This is a genomic window from Carnobacterium divergens DSM 20623, from assembly GCF_000744255.1.
Taxonomy (GTDB): domain Bacteria; phylum Bacillota; class Bacilli; order Lactobacillales; family Carnobacteriaceae; genus Carnobacterium; species Carnobacterium divergens.
The window spans coordinates 961,084-978,567 of sequence record NZ_JQLO01000001.1; the positions used below are offsets into that span (position 1 = coordinate 961,084).

The 17,484-nt window shown below is 37.7% G+C and carries 15 protein-coding genes; 2 read left to right on the top strand and 13 right to left on the bottom strand.

Annotated features, from left to right (window positions below):
- Window positions 1–65: 65 nt before the first annotated feature.
- The 13 genes from BR52_RS04745 to lspA form a co-directional block, all read right to left on the bottom strand.
- A complete protein-coding gene (locus BR52_RS04745; protein WP_034569718.1) occupies window positions 66–1,253 on the bottom strand; it encodes a multidrug effflux MFS transporter in 1,188 nt (395 codons plus the stop codon).
- A 205-nt stretch (window positions 1,254–1,458) separates the two neighbouring features.
- Window positions 1,459–2,088 (bottom strand): orotate phosphoribosyltransferase, encoded by a 630-nt coding sequence (gene pyrE, locus BR52_RS04750; RefSeq protein WP_034569720.1) that lies wholly within the window; start codon window positions 2,086–2,088, stop codon window positions 1,459–1,461.
- Window positions 2,089–2,805, bottom strand: coding sequence for an orotidine-5'-phosphate decarboxylase (gene pyrF, locus BR52_RS04755; RefSeq protein WP_034569724.1), 717 nt, complete (start codon window positions 2,803–2,805; stop codon window positions 2,089–2,091).
- A gap of 1 nt (window position 2,806) precedes the next feature.
- The gene (locus BR52_RS04760; protein WP_034569727.1) at window positions 2,807–3,724 is read right to left on the bottom strand and encodes a dihydroorotate dehydrogenase; all 918 of its coding nucleotides are present in this window, start codon (window positions 3,722–3,724) and stop codon (window positions 2,807–2,809) included.
- Window positions 3,724–4,497 carry a dihydroorotate dehydrogenase electron transfer subunit gene (locus BR52_RS04765; protein WP_034569729.1) on the bottom strand — a complete coding sequence of 258 codons (774 nt, stop codon included), beginning with the start codon at window positions 4,495–4,497 and terminating at the stop codon, window positions 3,724–3,726. Before BR52_RS04765 ends, BR52_RS04760 begins: the two co-directional genes overlap by 1 nt.
- Before the next feature lie 23 nt (window positions 4,498–4,520).
- Window positions 4,521–7,703: a carbamoyl-phosphate synthase large subunit gene (gene carB, locus BR52_RS04770; RefSeq protein ID WP_034569732.1), complete on the bottom strand. Its 3,183-nt coding sequence runs from the start codon at window positions 7,701–7,703 to the stop codon at window positions 4,521–4,523.
- Window positions 7,696–8,784 carry a carbamoyl phosphate synthase small subunit gene (locus tag BR52_RS12940; protein WP_034569735.1) on the bottom strand — a complete coding sequence of 363 codons (1,089 nt, stop codon included), beginning with the start codon at window positions 8,782–8,784 and terminating at the stop codon, window positions 7,696–7,698. The genes carB and BR52_RS12940 overlap by 8 nt, the downstream gene beginning before the upstream one ends.
- 3 nt (window positions 8,785–8,787) lie before the next feature.
- Window positions 8,788–10,074: a dihydroorotase gene (gene pyrC / locus BR52_RS12945; protein ID WP_034569738.1), complete on the bottom strand. Its 1,287-nt coding sequence runs from the start codon at window positions 10,072–10,074 to the stop codon at window positions 8,788–8,790.
- Window positions 10,075–10,163: 89 nt separating this feature from the next.
- A complete protein-coding gene (locus BR52_RS04785; RefSeq protein ID WP_034569741.1) occupies window positions 10,164–11,075 on the bottom strand; it encodes an aspartate carbamoyltransferase catalytic subunit in 912 nt (303 codons plus the stop codon).
- 45 nt (window positions 11,076–11,120) lie between these two features.
- Entirely contained in the window at window positions 11,121–12,422 is a 1,302-nt protein-coding gene (gene uraA, locus BR52_RS04790; RefSeq protein WP_034569743.1) for a uracil permease, read from the bottom strand.
- A 236-nt stretch (window positions 12,423–12,658) separates the two neighbouring features.
- On the bottom strand, window positions 12,659–13,204 hold the full coding sequence (gene pyrR / locus BR52_RS04795; RefSeq protein ID WP_272947520.1) for a bifunctional pyr operon transcriptional regulator/uracil phosphoribosyltransferase PyrR: 546 nt from the start codon (window positions 13,202–13,204) through the stop codon (window positions 12,659–12,661).
- A gap of 192 nt (window positions 13,205–13,396) precedes the next feature.
- Window positions 13,397–14,305, bottom strand: a complete 909-nt coding sequence (locus BR52_RS04800; RefSeq protein ID WP_034569748.1) for an RluA family pseudouridine synthase — start codon at window positions 14,303–14,305, stop codon at window positions 13,397–13,399.
- A gap of 21 nt (window positions 14,306–14,326) precedes the next feature.
- Window positions 14,327–14,785 carry a signal peptidase II gene (gene lspA, locus BR52_RS04805; RefSeq protein WP_034569751.1) on the bottom strand — a complete coding sequence of 153 codons (459 nt, stop codon included), beginning with the start codon at window positions 14,783–14,785 and terminating at the stop codon, window positions 14,327–14,329.
- A gap of 249 nt (window positions 14,786–15,034) precedes the next feature.
- Between lspA and BR52_RS04810 the strand changes: the two genes are divergently transcribed.
- Both BR52_RS04810 and BR52_RS04815 read left to right on the top strand, forming a co-directional pair.
- Window positions 15,035–15,841, top strand: coding sequence for an LssY C-terminal domain-containing protein (locus BR52_RS04810; protein WP_034569753.1), 807 nt, complete (start codon window positions 15,035–15,037; stop codon window positions 15,839–15,841).
- Between the two features lie 182 nt (window positions 15,842–16,023).
- On the top strand, window positions 16,024–17,484 hold the full coding sequence (locus tag BR52_RS04815) for an allantoin transporter (RefSeq protein WP_034569755.1): 1,461 nt from the start codon (window positions 16,024–16,026) through the stop codon (window positions 17,482–17,484).

The window sequence follows — 17,484 nt, forward strand, 5'->3', positions numbered from 1 at the left end:
AAAAAACGATCGAAATCAACTAAGATTTCGATCGTTTTTTAGTTATTCTTAAAACATAATCTAAACTAGTTGTTAGTCAATTTTTTTGCTAATTTCAACATAATGAGACCAATTAGTAAAAAATAGCAAGGCATTGCCCAGAGCGTTCCATTGTGAACAAAGCTCATGCCAAATGTAACCACACTTACTAGTAAATAGTAACCTAGACTAAACAGTCCACCAGCAGATCCAATGACATCTTGAAAATCCACTAATGCAAGGCTTAAACAATTAGGTAAAGCCGTTCCTGTTCCAAGCAGCGTGATAAAAATACCTACTAGCAGCATAAACCATTGCCATTCTGAGGCGAAAAAAGTTGATACACTAACAGCTAAAATAATAATTATACCTACCAGCATTATTTTGATTCCATCTAAAATAATTTTTTCTGGTTGTCTAGTTGTGACTAAACGCTTTGACAAAAGTGAACCTAAAATACTTGCTACTGCGACAATCATTCCAAGGAAGCCATAGGTAGCTGTTGAAAAATGAAAATACTCAATAAAAATAAATGGCGCTTCTGCATAGTAACTAAATAAAATGCCATTGATTGTTCCAATCAAAAAACCATAAATTAAAGTTGGTTGGTTTTTTAAAAAGCGGTTTACAATAGGAAGCAATTTCACTTTTGATCGTTGTTTAACATCATAGGTCTCACCTAAGCTAAAATAAGCATAACTAAAAACGAAAAGACTCATTATAACTAATACAAAAAAGACGGCTCGAAATCCCCAAAATTGATCTACTACTCCACCAATTAAAGGACCAATAGCAGGTGTAAAGGCTAGTGCTGCAGAAATTTGAGCAAATAAAGTATGTCGTCTCAAACCATTTGTACTTTCTCTTAAAATTGTTTGGGTAACGACTGAACCCGTACTTGCTCCAAAAGCTTGCATAAAACGGGCAGCTAATAAGAATTCAATTGATTTTGCTTGAAAGCATAGAAAGCTACCAATTCCGTAAAGAATCACACCATATAGAATTGCAGGGCGACGTCCAATAAAATCAGAAACAATTCCCCAGCAAAAGACTCCTAAGGCAAAAGCTAAAAAGTAAATACTTAAGGTTAGCTGTACCGTTCCTAGTGTCGTCTCAAAATCACTTGCGATGTCGGGCAAGGAAGGTGTAAAAATCGTTTCGCTAATTTGTGGAAAACCAACTAAAACAATGAGTAATAATAAAGATGGTGCTTGAGTTGTGATGCTTTTTTTCAAAATAATTCCTCCTAATAATGATTAAAGGGTTGAAAAAAAACATCTCACTGCGGGAAGCGGCGGGAGCATAATCAATATTAATTTGTAGGTATTCATCATCTCACTCACCTCTTTTGCTCTTTTTATTTTAATTATTAGCTAGTTTACCATATTTTTTCATCAGGAACAATCTGGTATCTCCACTAGCTTGAGTGAAGTGCTCTTCTTATTTTTTCCACTTAGTTGGATCTTGCTTCCACTCTTTTAATAAACTTAAGTCGTTGGCTTCAATCGTTCCAAGCTCTAACGCAACATCAATCAGAGTAGAGTAATTGGTTAAGGTTGCAAAGGATAATTGATGCTTTTTAAAATTTTCAATCCCTTTTGGCAATTCGTATGTAAAGATGGCGGCTGCCCCTATTACATCTGCACCTTCATTTTTTGCAGCCCCAGCCGCGTCAATCACACTTCCACCAGTGGAAATCAAGTCTTCAATGATGACCATTTTTTGGTTTTTAGTAATGCGTCCCTCAATTTGATTGCCTTTGCCGTGGTCTTTTGCTTTTCCACGAATATACACCATTGGCAAATCTAATAGCTCTGCAACCCATGCAGCGTGAGGAATTCCAGCCGTAGCCGTGCCAGCAATCACTTCTGCTTCAGGGTAATCACGCTTGATCAGTTCTGCTAAACCCTTTGCAATTTCACGTCGCACGCTTGGGTAGCTCATCGTAATACGGTTATCGCAATAAATTGGACTTTTAATACCACTTGCCCATGTATATGGCTTATTCGGACTTAAACTCACTGCTTTTATTTCTAATAAATCTTGGGCAACTTTTTTTTCAATTGACATCTATTCTTCGACTCCATTCCATTGGTTTTTAATTGTGTGATAGCTCTTAACTGGATCTGCTGATTGAGTAATGGGACGACCTACTACGATAAAGCTTGAGCCTGCTTCTTTGGCGCGACTTGGTGTTGCAACACGTTTTTGATCGCCTTTTTCATCCCCACTTGGACGAATCCCAGGAGTTACACACAGGAATTCACTTGCTGTATTTTCTTTGATTAGCTGCGCTTCTAAGGCGGAACAAACAACTCCGTCTAATCCTGCACTTTGTGTTAATTTTGCATAGTGAATCACGCTTTGGAGCAAGGGAACTTGAATCAATTGTTCGGTTCGCATGGCTTCTTGTGTAGTAGAGGTCAATTGCGTTACAGCGATGAGGCTCGGTCTTTGGCTACCGGCTGGCGTACCTGAAATAATTCCACTCATTGCGGCTTCCATCATTTGTTTTCCTCCTGCAGCATGAACATTAATCATATCGACATCCAATGCAGCTAAACCTTTCATTGAACGTTCAACTGTATTTGGAATATCATGTAATTTTAAATCTAAGAAAATTTGATGTCCTAAGCTTTTCATCCATTTAACTACTTCTGGTCCGTTCTGGTAATACAGCTCCATTCCAACTTTAACAAATAATTGTTCATTCTTGAAATGAGTTAAAAAGGTTTTAATTTCGTCGCTTGTTGAAAAATCTAATGCGATAATTGGTTTTGATTGCATGTTATCTTCCTTCCCTTACTTCTTTAATGAGCGCTTCTAGTGAAGGTATTCCAAGTTCATCCATTCGTCTTGGAAGCTCTTCAATCAGTTTAGGGCAAATCATGGGATCTGTAAAGTTGGCTGTTCCAACAGCTACTGCACTTGCTCCAGCCATAAACATTTCTAGCACGTCATCAACCGTATAAACGCCTCCCATTCCAATTATTGGAATGTTCACGCTGTGACTCACTTGATGAATCAATCGAATGGCAACAGGTTTAATGGCTGGCCCTGATAAACCGCCTGTCTTATTTGCTAAAATCGGTTGCTTGGTTTTTAAATCGATACGCATACCTAACAATGTATTAATCATTGAAATCCCATCAGCGCCTGCTGCTTCAACTGCTTTGGCAATGGGAACGATATCTGTTACATTTGGTGAAAGTTTGACATAAATTGGCACGCTTGAAACAGCTTTAACAGCTTGAGTCAGCTCATAAATCACTTTTTCATCCGTTCCAAACGCGATACCACCATGTTTTACATTGGGACAAGAAACATTTAACTCAATTGCAGCTACATTAGGTGCTTTTGAAATTTCCCTACAAACCTCTATATAATCCTCTTTAGTTGATCCAGCTACATTGGCAATGATAGGAACCTTGAATTGCTCTAGTTTAGGTAATTTTTCTGTTAAAATAACTTCTAATCCTGGATTTTGTAATCCAATTGCATTTAGCATTCCGCTTGTGGTTTCAGCAACTCTTGGAGTAGCATTGCCAAAACGTGGTTCTAGTGTACAGGCTTTTATCATCATGGAGCCTAATTGGTTTAAATCGAAATATTTCGCATATTCTTCACCAAAGCCAAAGCATCCACTTGCCGGCATGATTGGATTTTTTAAATCTAAACCGGGTAATTTAACGGCTAAACGATTCATTATAAAACCACCTCTCCCACTTTAAACACTGGTCCTTCGTCACAAACTTTATAGCTTGTTTGACCCGTTGAATCGGATTTTTTAGGACAAACACAGGCATAACAAGCACCCATTCCACAAGCCATTCGTGCTTCCAGTGATAAAAATGCGTTTTGATTTTCATAACGATTTTCAACAGCCATCAATAGACCTCTTGAGCCACAAGCATAGACTACATCAGGCTTACCTTGTAAAGTATCTAATAAATGCCCCACATGACCATGTTGACCTTTAGAACCATCATCTGTGGCTAAATGAACTTCTCCTAATTCAGAAAATTCCTTTTCATAAAAAATGACGTCTTTTGTTGCAAAGCCAAAAATAAGCTCCACTTTTACACCCTTTTTAACCAGCTGTTTAGAAAGCTCATATAGGGGAGGAACTCCAATTCCCCCACCGATAACAAAGGCTGTTTGCCCTTTTTGAACTGATTCTAATGGAAATCCATTGCCAAGCGGCCCCATGACATCTAATAAGTCACCTGTTTTTAAGTGGCTCATCGTTTCGGTTCCTGCTCCTTCAATCCGATAAATAATACTACATTCTTTTTTTTCTGGGATAATTTCAGCAATACTGATTGGTCTTCTGAGTAAAAGATCTGATTGAGGTACTAAAATATGCAAAAATTGACCTGGCACCTGCATTTCATTAACTAATTCCCCCGTTAAGCGCATTTCAAAAATTTTAGGTGCTAGTTGTTTTTGATCAACAACCGTCATGAGTTCTTGTAACATAAAATTCCTCCTAACAAGTTTGACTATAAGGGTGCTGTATCGAATGAGCGTGATTCTAAGACTTTTAAAATAGCGTTAGCCGTATCTAACGAGGTGAACAACGGTACCCCATGTTCAACTGCTTCACGGCGAATTAAAAAGCCGTCAGTTTGCACTTCTTTATCCCGTCCCATTGTGTTTACAACCACTTGCAAACGATTTTGTCTGATGGCATTTAACACATTTTTTTCGTCTTCATTTGCTGAGATTTTATCCACTTCTTTTACTTGAATGCCTTTGTGTTTGAAATAATTAGCTGTCCCAGTAGTTGCCATAATTTGGTACCCAATTGTATTAAAACGTTTGGCTAATATGACAGCTTCTTCCTTATCTTCATCCGCAATGGTGAATAGGACGGTTCCGTAATCAGCTAAATGAAGGTTGCTTCCCTCAAAAGCTTTGTACAAGGCTTTTTCAAGTGTTTTATCCGTTCCCATAACTTCGCCAGTAGATTTCATTTCAGGTCCTAAGTTTGTATCTACACTAAGCAGTTTGGCAAATGAAAAGACAGGCGCTTTTACATGGACACGATTCGATTCTGGGTATAAACCGCTTTGGTAACCTTGTTTAGCTAAGGACTCTCCTAAGATACAATGGGTTGCTACTTGTGCCATTGGAATACCTGTGACTTTACTTAAAAAAGGCACTGTTCGGCTTGCTCGTGGGTTTACTTCTATGACATAAACTTCTTCTTCGAAAATAACAAATTGGATATTCATCATGCCGATACAATTTAATCCAATCACCAATCGTTTGGTATAATCAACAATTTTTTGTTTTAGCGCTTCGCTTAATTGTTGTGGCGGATAAACGGCCATCGAATCTCCAGAATGGACACCAGCTCGCTCGATATGCTCCATAATTCCTGGAATCAATACGTCTGTTCCATCACTAATGGCATCGACTTCACATTCTTTTCCAAGTAAATAGCGGTCGATTAAAACGGGATGCTCTGGAGAAGCTTTTACAGCATTTCCCATATAGTTTTCTAAGTCTTTTTGGTTTTCAACAATTTCCATTCCTCGTCCGCCTAAGACGTAGCTTGGTCGAACCAAGACAGGATACCCAATTTCGTTGGCTATCGTGACAGCTTCCGTTGTACTTAAGGCAGTTGCACCAAGTGGCTGTGGGATGTTTAGTTCTTGTAAGGCTTGCTCAAATAAATCTCGATTTTCAGCTCGATCTAGATCTTCCACGCTTGTTCCTAAAATATGAATGCCTAATTTGGTTAAGGGTTCAGCAAGGTTAATTGCCGTTTGTCCGCCAAATTGAACGATAACACCTTTTGGTTTTTCCAATCGAATGACATGCATCACGTCTTCAACTGTTAAGGGTTCAAAATACAATTTATCTGAAATTGAGAAATCCGTTGAAACTGTTTCTGGATTGCTATTCATAATAATGGCTTCATAGCCTAATTTTTGGATAGCTTTAACCGAATGTACCGTAGCGTAGTCAAATTCCACTCCTTGTCCAATTCGAATGGGACCTGATCCGATAATCAGAATCGATTCTTTTTTAGTAATGATGCTTTCATTTTCCTCTTCGTAGGTGCTGTAAAAATAAGGCGTTGTAGATTCAAACTCAGCTGCACAAGTATCAACCATTTTATAAACGGGAACTATCTCATTTTGGTAGCGTAATTCGGCTACTTCATTCGTTTTTTTTTGCCATAACTCTGCAATGACACTATCTGAAAAACCATACTCTTTTGCCATTTTCAAAGTAGCTATATTTTCTGGTTGGGCTTGTAGTTCGTTTTCAATTTCTACGATATGCAACAATTTGTCTAAGAAAAACAAGTCGATTTTCGTTAATTCAGCTAATTCTTCAATTGTGTAGCCTCGTCTAATTCCTTCTACTAAATAAAACAAACGATCGTCTTGAGCTTTAATCATTTTTTCAACTAATGCTTCATCACTGACTTTTTTTGCAGCAGGGATTGAAACATGAAGGGCTCCAATTTCTAAAGAGCGCACGGCTTTTAAAAGGGACTCTTCAATTGTTCGACCAATTGCCATTACCTCACCAGTTGCTTTCATTTGGGTTCCTAGTTTACGATCGCCATTTTCAAATTTATCAAAAGGCCATCTTGGAATTTTAGTCACCACATAATCTAATGCCGGTTCAAATTGCGCATAGGTTGTTCCAGTCACTGGATTTTTCATTTCATCCAATGTTAATCCAACTGCAATTTTTGCCGCTAGCTTAGCAATGGGGTAACCTGTAGCCTTACTTGCAAGTGCGGAAGAACGACTCACTCTTGGATTAACTTCGATAATATAATATTGGAAGCTATTTGGATCAAGGGCTAACTGAACATTACACCCTCCTTCAATTCCCAAGGCACGAATAATTTTTAAGGAAGAATCTCGTAACATCTGGTACTCGACATCAGATAACGTTTGACTTGGAGCAACAACAATCGAATCCCCTGTGTGAATCCCAACTGGATCAAAATTTTCCATGTTGCACACAACCATCGCATTGTCATGACTGTCTCGCATCACTTCATATTCGATTTCTTTAAATCCTGCAATGCTCATTTCGACTAAACATTGATTAGCAGGTGAAAGCTTTAATCCATTGGCTACGATTTCTTCCAGTTCTTTTAAGTTGTCACAAATTCCGCCACCTGTACCACCTAGGGTAAAAGCAGGTCGAACAATTAATGGAAATCCGACTTGTTCTGAAAATTTAACCGCTTCAGCAACCGTATGAACAATGTCACTTTCAGGAACCGGCTCGCCAAGTTGATGCATTAATTGCCTAAATAAATCGCGGTCTTCAGCTTGGTCAATTGCACTTAATTTTGTCCCCAGTAATTCAATGGATAACTCTTCTAAAATCCCTGAATTCGCTAGCTCCATCGCCATATTTAAGCCAGTTTGCCCTCCCAAGGTTGGTACGATTGCGTCAGGTAACTCTTTTCTAAGGATACTAGATACAAATTCCAAGGTAATCGGCTCAATGTAAACTTTATCTGCAATCTCTTGATCCGTCATAATAGTTGCTGGATTTGAGTTGATTAAAACAACTTCATACCCCTCTTCTTTTAATGCTAAACAGGCTTGCGTACCGGCATAGTCAAATTCTGCTGCTTGTCCAATGACAATTGGTCCGGAACCGATTACTAATATTTTCTTTAAATCACTTCTCTTAGGCATCAGACTGTTGCTCCTTTCCAGCATCGATTAATTCCATAAATTGATCAAATAAATGAACAGCGTCATGTGGCCCGGGTGCTGCATCTGGATGAAATTGAACACTAAAAACTGGATGATAACGATGTTTGATTCCTTCAACTGTCCCATCATTTAATTCGGTATGGGTAACAATTAAATCAGTTCCAGCTATTGTTTTATCATTTACTGCGTACCCATGATTTTGAGAGGTGAAGTCAATGCGTCCAGTCGCAATCTCTTTTACTGGATGATTAAAACCACGGTGACCAAATTTTAATTTAAACGTATCGGCTCCATTAGCTAGTGCAATCAGTTGGTGTCCTAGACAGATTCCAAAAATCGGAACCTTTCCTTGAATCCCTCGAATCATCTCTAGCGCTGTTGGGACATCTTTTGGATCTCCGGGTCCGTTTGTTAACATCACGCCATCTGGTTTTAAATCTAAAATAGTTTGGCTATCTGTATCATAAGGTAAAACCGTTAAGTGGCAGTCGCGATTGCTTAACTCTCTTAAAATACTGTGCTTAAGACCAAAATCAATCACAACAATATTTCGACCATTTCCGGGACTTGGATATGCTTTTGTTGTTGACACTTGAGCGACTTGATTGGTTGGCAACACAGTCGCTCTTAATTGATCAAAAGCATGTTCCAGATCCTCTGTATCATTCGTAATCATGCCTTTAATCGTTCCTTTATCTCTTAAAAGACGGGTTAGTTTCCTCGTATCAATTCCGGATATCCCTGGAATGTTGCGCTTTTTTAGAAATTCATCTAGGGTCATTTGGTTACGCCAATTCGACGCAACTCTCGCATGCTCCTTTACAATAACGCCTTTACAGGTAGGTTCAATGGACTCAAAATCGTCACGATTAATGCCGTAATTGCCAACAAGAGGAAATGTAAAAGCAATCATTTGACCGTTGTAGGACTGATCGGTAATCGTTTCTTGGTAACCCGTCATGCCGGTTGTAAAAACCACTTCCCCTGTTACTTCTTGTGGCGCTCCAAAACCTTTTCCTTTAAATATTGTGCCGTCTTCTAATAGTAATAAGCGATTCATTGATTATGCCCCTTTCGTATATACCACTTTCCCGTCAACCATAGTCATTTCTGTTAAACCTGATACCTTCCATCCAATAAATGGTGTGTTGCTTGCTAGTGATTTAAAATCAGCTGCATCGATGACTTCTTCTTCATCAAGATTAAAAAAGGCTAAGTCGGCTGTTTCGCCAACAGCTAGTCTTCCTGAATTTAATTTGAAAACGTCGCTTGGTTTGGTGCTCATCCATTCAATCAGTTGAGTTAAGGTTACAATTCTCGTTTTTACAAAATGGGTATACATTAAAGCAAAAGCCGTTTCGATACCGACAATTCCAAAGGGTGACGTTAACATAGAAGCTTCTTTTTCTTCCTTGCCATGAGGAGCATGATCCGTTGCAATAAAATCAAGTGTTCCATCTAATAATCCTTCAAGTAAAGCTGCTTGATCGTCTTCACCTCTAAGTGGTGGATTCATTTTATAAATGCCAGTGTCTCCAGGTATATCGTCTTCACAGAGTAATAAATGATGGGGAGTAACCTCTGCAGTTACGTGAATTCCAGCTCGTTTTGCCTCGCGAATCACTCGGACACTTTCTTTTGTTGAAACATGACAGACATGATAATGAGCTCCAGTTGCTTCACTTAATAACACATCTCGAGCAATTTGAGACGCTTCGGTAATGCTTAAAATCCCTGGTAAATTTAGTTTTTCAGACATGGCACCCTGATGCATGACGCCTCCAAATAATAAGGAATCATCTTCTGTGTGAGCGACGATAGCTACGTTATTTTTAGCAGCTTCTTCCATGGCTAAATACATTGTACCTGCCGTTTGAACTCCAACTCCATCATTTGTAAAGGCAAACGCGCCTTCTTTAATTAATGCTGTTTGATCTACAAGCTCCTGACTTTTCAAACCTGTTGTTATGGGTGCATATTGCAACACCTTTATGACCGCATCGTCTTTAATTTTTTGTTGAATGGCAGCGAATTTTTCTGGTGTATCTGGAACCGGATTGGTATTCGGCATTGCACAAACCGTTGTAAATCCTCCTCGTGCAGCCGCTAAACTTCCTGAAGCAATGGTTTCTTTATACGTGAATCCTGGTTCTCTTAAATGAACATGGACATCTACTAAGCCTGGTGTCACTAGACTTCCCTTAGCATCAATGATAGTATCTGCTGTTAAGCCTATTTTTTCTAACTCTAGCCCAATTGCCTCGATTTTAGTGTCTTTAATTAGCAATTCAATAGGTTCTAATGTATCATTGTGTGTCAGAATTTTTGCATTTTTTATCCATGTGATCATTTTTAAACCGCCTCTTTCCATTCCGAATTTTTTTTTCGCATAAAATCAGCAACAAATTCAACAATCGAACCTGTTGCTGATTCATATCTTTATAAAACTGCTTCTAAAATTGCCATTCTTGTATACACACCATTGGTCATTTGTTGAACAATACGTGAACGCTCACACTCGACTAACGTTCCTTGCAGTTCAACATCGCGATTAACAGGCGCTGGGTGCATGATAATCGCCATTTCTTTCATTTTTTGTTCTCTTTCTTCTGTTAATCCGTGCATTGCAAGGTATTTTTCTTTTGAAAAGTTTCCATAATATTCATGGCGTTCGTGTTGAACACGTAACAACATCATGACGTCAACAAGTGGTGCAAGTTCATCTATTGGAAGATAGGTGCCAAATTCGTCAAAAGCTGGATCATACCATTCTTCTGGACCTGAAAAATAGACTTCTGCTCCTAATCGTTTTAACATTTGCATGTTAGAATTAGCTACTCTTGAATGCGTTAAATCGCCTACGATGGCTACTTTTAATCCTTCAAAACGGCCAAATTCTTCATAAATTGTCATCAGATCTAGCAGACACTGGCTTGGATGTTGTCCACTTCCATCACCGCCGTTTACGACGGCTAGTTTAATTCCGGTACTAGCAATCAATTCTTCATAATAAGCTTCGTCTCCGTGTCGAATAACAGCGACGTCAACTCCTAAGGCATCCATTGTTAAGACGGTATCGTACAACGTTTCTCCTTTATTCACACTACTAGTAGAAACTTCAAAATCAATGATATCGATGCCTAATTTTTTTTCAGCCATTTCAAAACTTTTATGGGTTCGGGTACTATTTTCAAAAAAAAGGTTGACTGCATATTTTTGCTCTGGCGGCGCGTATACGGCACCTTTTTTAAATTCTCCAGCGCGTTTGATTAAGGACATTACCTCTTTGTTTGATAGTGCTTCAACAGATACAAGATTCTCTAAATGTAATTTTTGAATAGTTGTTGTCATATGATTTTCCCCTCCATTAAATGTTTTGCTTGCTGTTAGATTATATTAATTGGTTTCACTTTTTGCTTGCTTTGGTAATACTAAGTTTAAAATAATTCCTACGACTGTTGCTAAACTCATACCAGAAAGGGTTAGCGAACCAAATTCTAGGAACGCACCGCCAATTCCAATGACTAAGATAACTGAAGAGATAATCAAGTTGCGTTTTTTATCAAAATCAATTTTGTTGTCAATCAAGATTCTTAAGCCGCTTGAAGCGATGACTCCGAATAATAGGAAGCTGATGCCGCCAATAACTGGCCCCGGTATACTTAAGATAACGGCGCTAACCTTGCCGATAAATCCAAACAGGATGGCTAAAGTTGCAGCTCCTCCGATAACGAAGACACTGTGCACTCTTGTTAATGCTAAGACACCAATGTTTTCTCCATAACTTGTTGCAGGTGGACCACCAAGTAGTGAAGCTAGAATTGTTGCAGCACCGTCAGCAAAGATCGTTCTTGATAATCCTGGTTTTTTGAAAAAGTTGCGTGTAGTGATTTTATTTAATACCATCAGATGACCGATATGTTCACTCATTGTGACAAAGGCGATTGGCGCCATCGTAGCTAAGGCAGCTAGTGAAAAAGCTGGTTTATATGAAACAAATGGGATTTGGAAGTTTGGAACTTGGAACCATGCGGCTGCTTCGACTCCTGATAAATCGACAATTCCAACCATTAACGAGATGACGTAGCCTGAAACAATACCGATTAAAATCGGAATTAAACTTAGAAATCCTTTTAAATACATGTTGCAAATAATGGTAATCGCTAGTGTTGCAAGTGCGACTAAAATGTAAGTCACACTATAATTTTCAGGAGCAGCTGTGGCTCCAATATACATGGCTTGGTTTGCCGCTGTACCTGAAAGACTTAATCCGATTACCATCACAACGGGTCCTACAACGATTGGTGGTAGAACTTTGTCTAACCAATCCGATCCAATCATTTTGATGACTAGAGCAACAATCCAGTAAACGAGTCCAGCATAAAGGGCTCCTTGGAAAGCTGCAGGATAGCCACCTCCATTTTTGATTACCATAAGCATAGGTGTAATAAAAGCAAAGCTACTTCCCAAATAGGCAGGGATTTTTCCTTTTGTGATTCCGATATAAAGTAACGTTCCTAACCCAGATGTTACTAAGGCAATTCCTGGATTTAAGCCAACTAAGATGGGCACTAATACAGTAGCTCCAAACATGGTGAACAAGTGTTGCAAACTTAACCCAAACCATTGAATCCCTGGTGGTTTTTCATGAATATCTAAGACAACATCTGGATTTCTTTTAACTTCTTTAACTGACATTTTTAATTGCTCCTCGTTTTTAAAAGTCAACATTAAGTGACTTCAATGCATTTTTTGTAAAGAAAAAGAACCTGAAAGTCTATGTGAGACTCCCAGGTTCTTTAAATCATTGAATTTGCTAAAGTTTCCCTGTTTTCATCTAAAACGAGAGATTCCAAACATTCAATTCATTATGGTGACCTTCTGTGCCTCTCTGGACTCAGTTAAAGTTTCACGATTCTTTTTTATTCGATTTGTTAGTTAATTTTTTTAATGGATACTTTATCTAATCCATCGATTTCTTCGACTTCGACTTTAATTTGTTCGTCTAATGAGGTTGGAATATTTTTCCCAACAAAATCAGCTCGAATCGGTAATTCTCTGTGTCCTCTGTCTACAAGGACTGCTAATGAGATTTTTTGTGGTCTTGCGATATCCATCAGTGCGTCTAAAGCGGCGCGTATCGTACGACCAGTAAACAAAACATCATCAACTAGAATGACTTGCTTGCCTTCAATTGAAACCGGAATGTGTGAGCCATTTAGCTCTGGATCTCGTCCGTCGCTTGTGTGAACATCGTCTCTATATAATGAGATGTCTAGTTCTCCGACTGGAATTTCCACGCCTTCCAGTTGTTTTAATCGACTTGCAATGCGTTTAGCCACATAAATCCCTCTTGTTTTGATTCCGACTAAAACCAAATCTTCTATTCCTTTGTTCCGTTCGATGATTTCATAGGTGATACGAGTTAAGGCCCGTTTCATCGCTGCTTCATCTACTACTTCAACTTCCTTTTGAATCACGTTCATCGCCTCCTTAATTTTTCCCGAAAAAAAACCTCTTACCTAGTTAGAGTAAGAGGGCACAATGTTATCTTTGAGGTGTAAAACTATTCCTAGTTTTACTTATGCTCCTTCTTAGCCTCACAGGACTATTGTTAAAGGAAAGTATTAAATTTTTAACTGAATTAAGAATACCTAATTTTAAAGGAGATGTCAATTGTTATTTCTTAATTCTTCTAAAGTATTTTCAAATATTGTTGGTAGCGGTGCTTCAAAGGTTAAAAATTCACCTGTTGTAGGGTGTTTAAAGCCTAATGTTTTCGCATGTAAAAACTGTCCGTTCCCTTTTAAGGTTTTCTTTGGCCCATATGTTGGATCTCCTGCAATAGGATAACCGATATAACGCATGTGAACACGAATTTGATGGGTTCTTCCTGTTTCCAATTTCAATGTGACTAAAGTAAAATCACTAAATTGTTCAATAACTGTAAAATGGGTCACAGCTGGTCTGCCATCGTCAATTATTGCTTGCTTTTTACGATCTTCCTTTGCTCTGCCAATTGGTGCATCAATGGTTCCTTTTTCATGTGGAATTTCGCCATGAACCAAGGCTACATACTCTCTAAGAGAGGTTTTGTCTTTTAATTGAGCAGCTAATTTTTCATGGGCTTGATCGTTTTTAGCAACCATTAACAAGCCAGAAGTATCCTTATCAATACGGTGGACAATACCTGGACGAATCACGCCATTGATTCCAGACAAGTCTTTTACATGATACATCAAGGCGTTTACTAAGGTTCCCGTCATGTGGCCTGCTGATGGATGAACCACCATTCCTTGAGGTTTATTCACGACCATTACATCTTCGTCTTCATAGACAATATCAAGAGGAATGTCTTCTGCAATAATCTCTAAAGGAACCGCATCTGGTTCTGTTGCTTGAATAAGGTCCCCTGCTTTGACTTTATAATTCTGTTTTACCGCTTCATCATTTACATAAACGGCTCCCTCTTTTACCCATTGTTGAATTTGTGAACGACTATGTGTGGGAAGTAATTCTGCTAAAACTTTATCGATTCTACCTTTTTCTTCGTTAATTGTAAATGTATAAATTTGTGTCATGTGCTTCTTTTCCTCATTCCATTAAGCTAATTTTTTATTTTTCTCATCTAATAAAACATAGACGATAATCAAGGCTACTCCAATACTAAGCGACATATCCGCTACATTAAAAATCGGAAAATCAAATAGTTCAACACGAACCATGTCCACTACGTATCCTAATCGAATGCGGTCAATAAAGTTTCCTAAAGCGCCTGCTAATATCAAGGCTAATCCCATTGAAAATAAGCGACTTTCCTTAGCGTACTTTTGCATGATATAGAGAACACCAATGATCACGACGGTTGTAATCACGTAAAAAAACCACATTTGTCCTTCTAAAATACTCCATGCAGCTCCTGTATTTTGAATGTACATCCAAGATAAAACACCGGGTAAAAATGCTTTTACTTGGTATAATTCAATGTTTTGTACGACCAAATATTTTGTCACTTGATCTACTATCAGGACGACTAGGGCTAATAGATAATAATAAATCATTTTTTAACCTCACTTTATAAACTTTCATTTAAAATATAAAATTGTTCCTATCTTTCCTATTCTACCTTATTAATTGCTTTAGGGATAGTTTTTTTATCATGAACTTTTTAAAATTGATTTTTTTTGCAAATTTTTTGTTATCTTAGTATTTGGTTCAATGAACAGGTACAATCTAGCGAAGCTATTGCTTTTAAATGCAACGCCTAATACGGTATACTTAGTAAAATGAGATTAAAGGAGGAGTCTATTTTGAAGTGGTATGAAAATGTACTAAATGGTTGTCTTAGAACCATTAAATTTATCTTTGTTTGTTTGATAGCCTTTATGATTTATCAAAATCTATTTGCATCCATTCTTACAAAAAAAATTCATATTTTTATTTACATTGTTTTTTGGGCATTTACAGCGTATCTTTTTCTTCCCTGGTTAAATCGTTTATTAACAAAATTTTATGTCCCCGATTATTTTATCGGACGAACTAAAACAAATGATGGTTTACTAGGTGACCCAATCAATTTGGCTTTTTATGGCACTGAAAAAGAGTTGGTTGCGGCTTTTAAAGCTAGCGGTTGGCATATTGCAGACCCACTTTCTATTCGTAGTTCATGGAAAATTACTCTTTCAAGTATTTTAGGTAAATCTTACCCTACTGCACCTGTCAGCTCACTATTTTTATTTTCTAGAAAACAGGATTTGGCATTTGAAATGGAAATTGATGGCAACCCCCGAAAAAGACATCATATACGAATTTGGCAAACACCAAAAGATTGGCATTTGCCAGGCGGGAAAACGGCTGATTGGTTAGGTGCTGCAACCTATGATAAACATGTAGGCTTGTCTTTATTTACCGGACAAATCACTCATAAAATCGATGCAAACGTAGACCACGAAAGGGATTTTGTTATCGATTGTTTAAAAAAAGGAACGTTTGTTAAAGCAATTGAAGTTGTTCCTCATTTTACAAGTAGTTATCATGCTCGTAACGGTGGTGGCGATCGTATCCATACGGATGGTGCCTTGCCCTTCATCACAATTAAGAATGAAAAATCTAGTTGAATGAATTTACTCTTGGCCTCTATGTAATTATGTAGAGGTTTTTTTGTTCAAATAAACGATTTTTTTATCGAAACTATTCATTCTAGCTAAAGACATTTTTTCCTTTTGTCCGCTTCATCCAAAGAATTCGTTTATTTGTCATGTTATATTTATGATGATAACGCTTACTTAGGAGGGATGCTATGTTAGAAGATAATCAAAAGCCTTTAAAAAATTCAAAGTATAAAGGCTATCAAGCTGATTTACTTCCTAAAACAAAAAGACAACAAACGTGGGGAACTTTTAATTACTTTACTTTATGGATGGGATCCGTACACAATGTTCCCAATTATGTAGCTGTTGGTGGCTTTTTTTTCTTAGGAATTGCTCCTCAATACATTATGTTGGCGATTTTTTTTAGTTCGATTTTAATTGCGGGCATGATGATATTTAATGGAAAGGCTGGTTCTAAATATGGAATTCCATTTGCAATGTCACTGCGTGCTTCCTATGGAGAAAAAGGAGCATTGATTCCTGGCATTCTAAGAGGCTGTATTGCTGCCATTATGTGGTATGGCTTGCAAACCTACACGGGCTCATTGGCTTTGCTCATTTTAATCGGAAAAATTTGGCCTACTTTTTTAAGCCTTGGTGGTGATTTTCAATTTTTAGGAATTACAATGCCTGGTTTAATTGCATTTACTATCTTTTGGTCTTTAAATTTAATGATTGGCTTAGGTGGTGGAGCAATTCTAAATAAGTTCACAGCACTGCTTAATCCTTTAATTTATGTATTGTTTGGTGGAATGACAATTTGGGCTTTAAATATTGGTGGAGGCTTATCCGAAATTTTAGCCTATATACCACAACAGATTTCCAAAGAGTACGCCCCACTTATCATTTTCTTTATGATTATTAACGCAAATCTTGCTGTTTGGGCAGCTCCTGGCGTTAGTGCTTCTGATTTTACACAACATGCTAAGAGTTTCAAAAGTCAGGCCTTTGGTCAATTTGCGGGACTAGTTCTTTCTTATGGATTATTTGCCTTTTCAAGTGTCACGATTTTAGCTGGCGCAAGTATTCATTATGGTGTAGATACTTGGAATATTTTAGATATCGTGACGAAATGGGATCACTTAGCAGCTACAGCCTTTGCAACACTAGTTTTACTCTTAACAACGATTTCAACAAATGCCACAGGAAATATTATACCTGCTGGCTATCAATTAGCAGCTACTTTTCCAAAAAAGATTTCATATAAACAAGGTGTTTTAATTGCTAGCATTATTAGTTTTTTAATTTGTCCTTGGAAATTAATGGAAAATCAAGCAAGTATTTATACATTTTTAGAAATTATTGGTGGTATTTTAGGGCCTGTTTTAGGTGTAATGTTGGCGCATTACTTTGTAGCAATCAAGCAAACTCTTGTGCTTGATAAACTTTATGTCACAAAAGGAACCACGGGCTATTATCAAAGTGGGATCAATTGGCTAGCATTAAGTATCACTTTTGTCTCTACCGTACTATCTTTTACAGGGAAAATCATTCCAAGTTTATCTATTCTTTCTGGCTTCTCGTGGATGATTGGAAGTGTATCTGCTTTTGTACTTTATAGTTTTTCTATTTTAATTTTCAAATCATCAACCAATATAAGGAGGAAATAA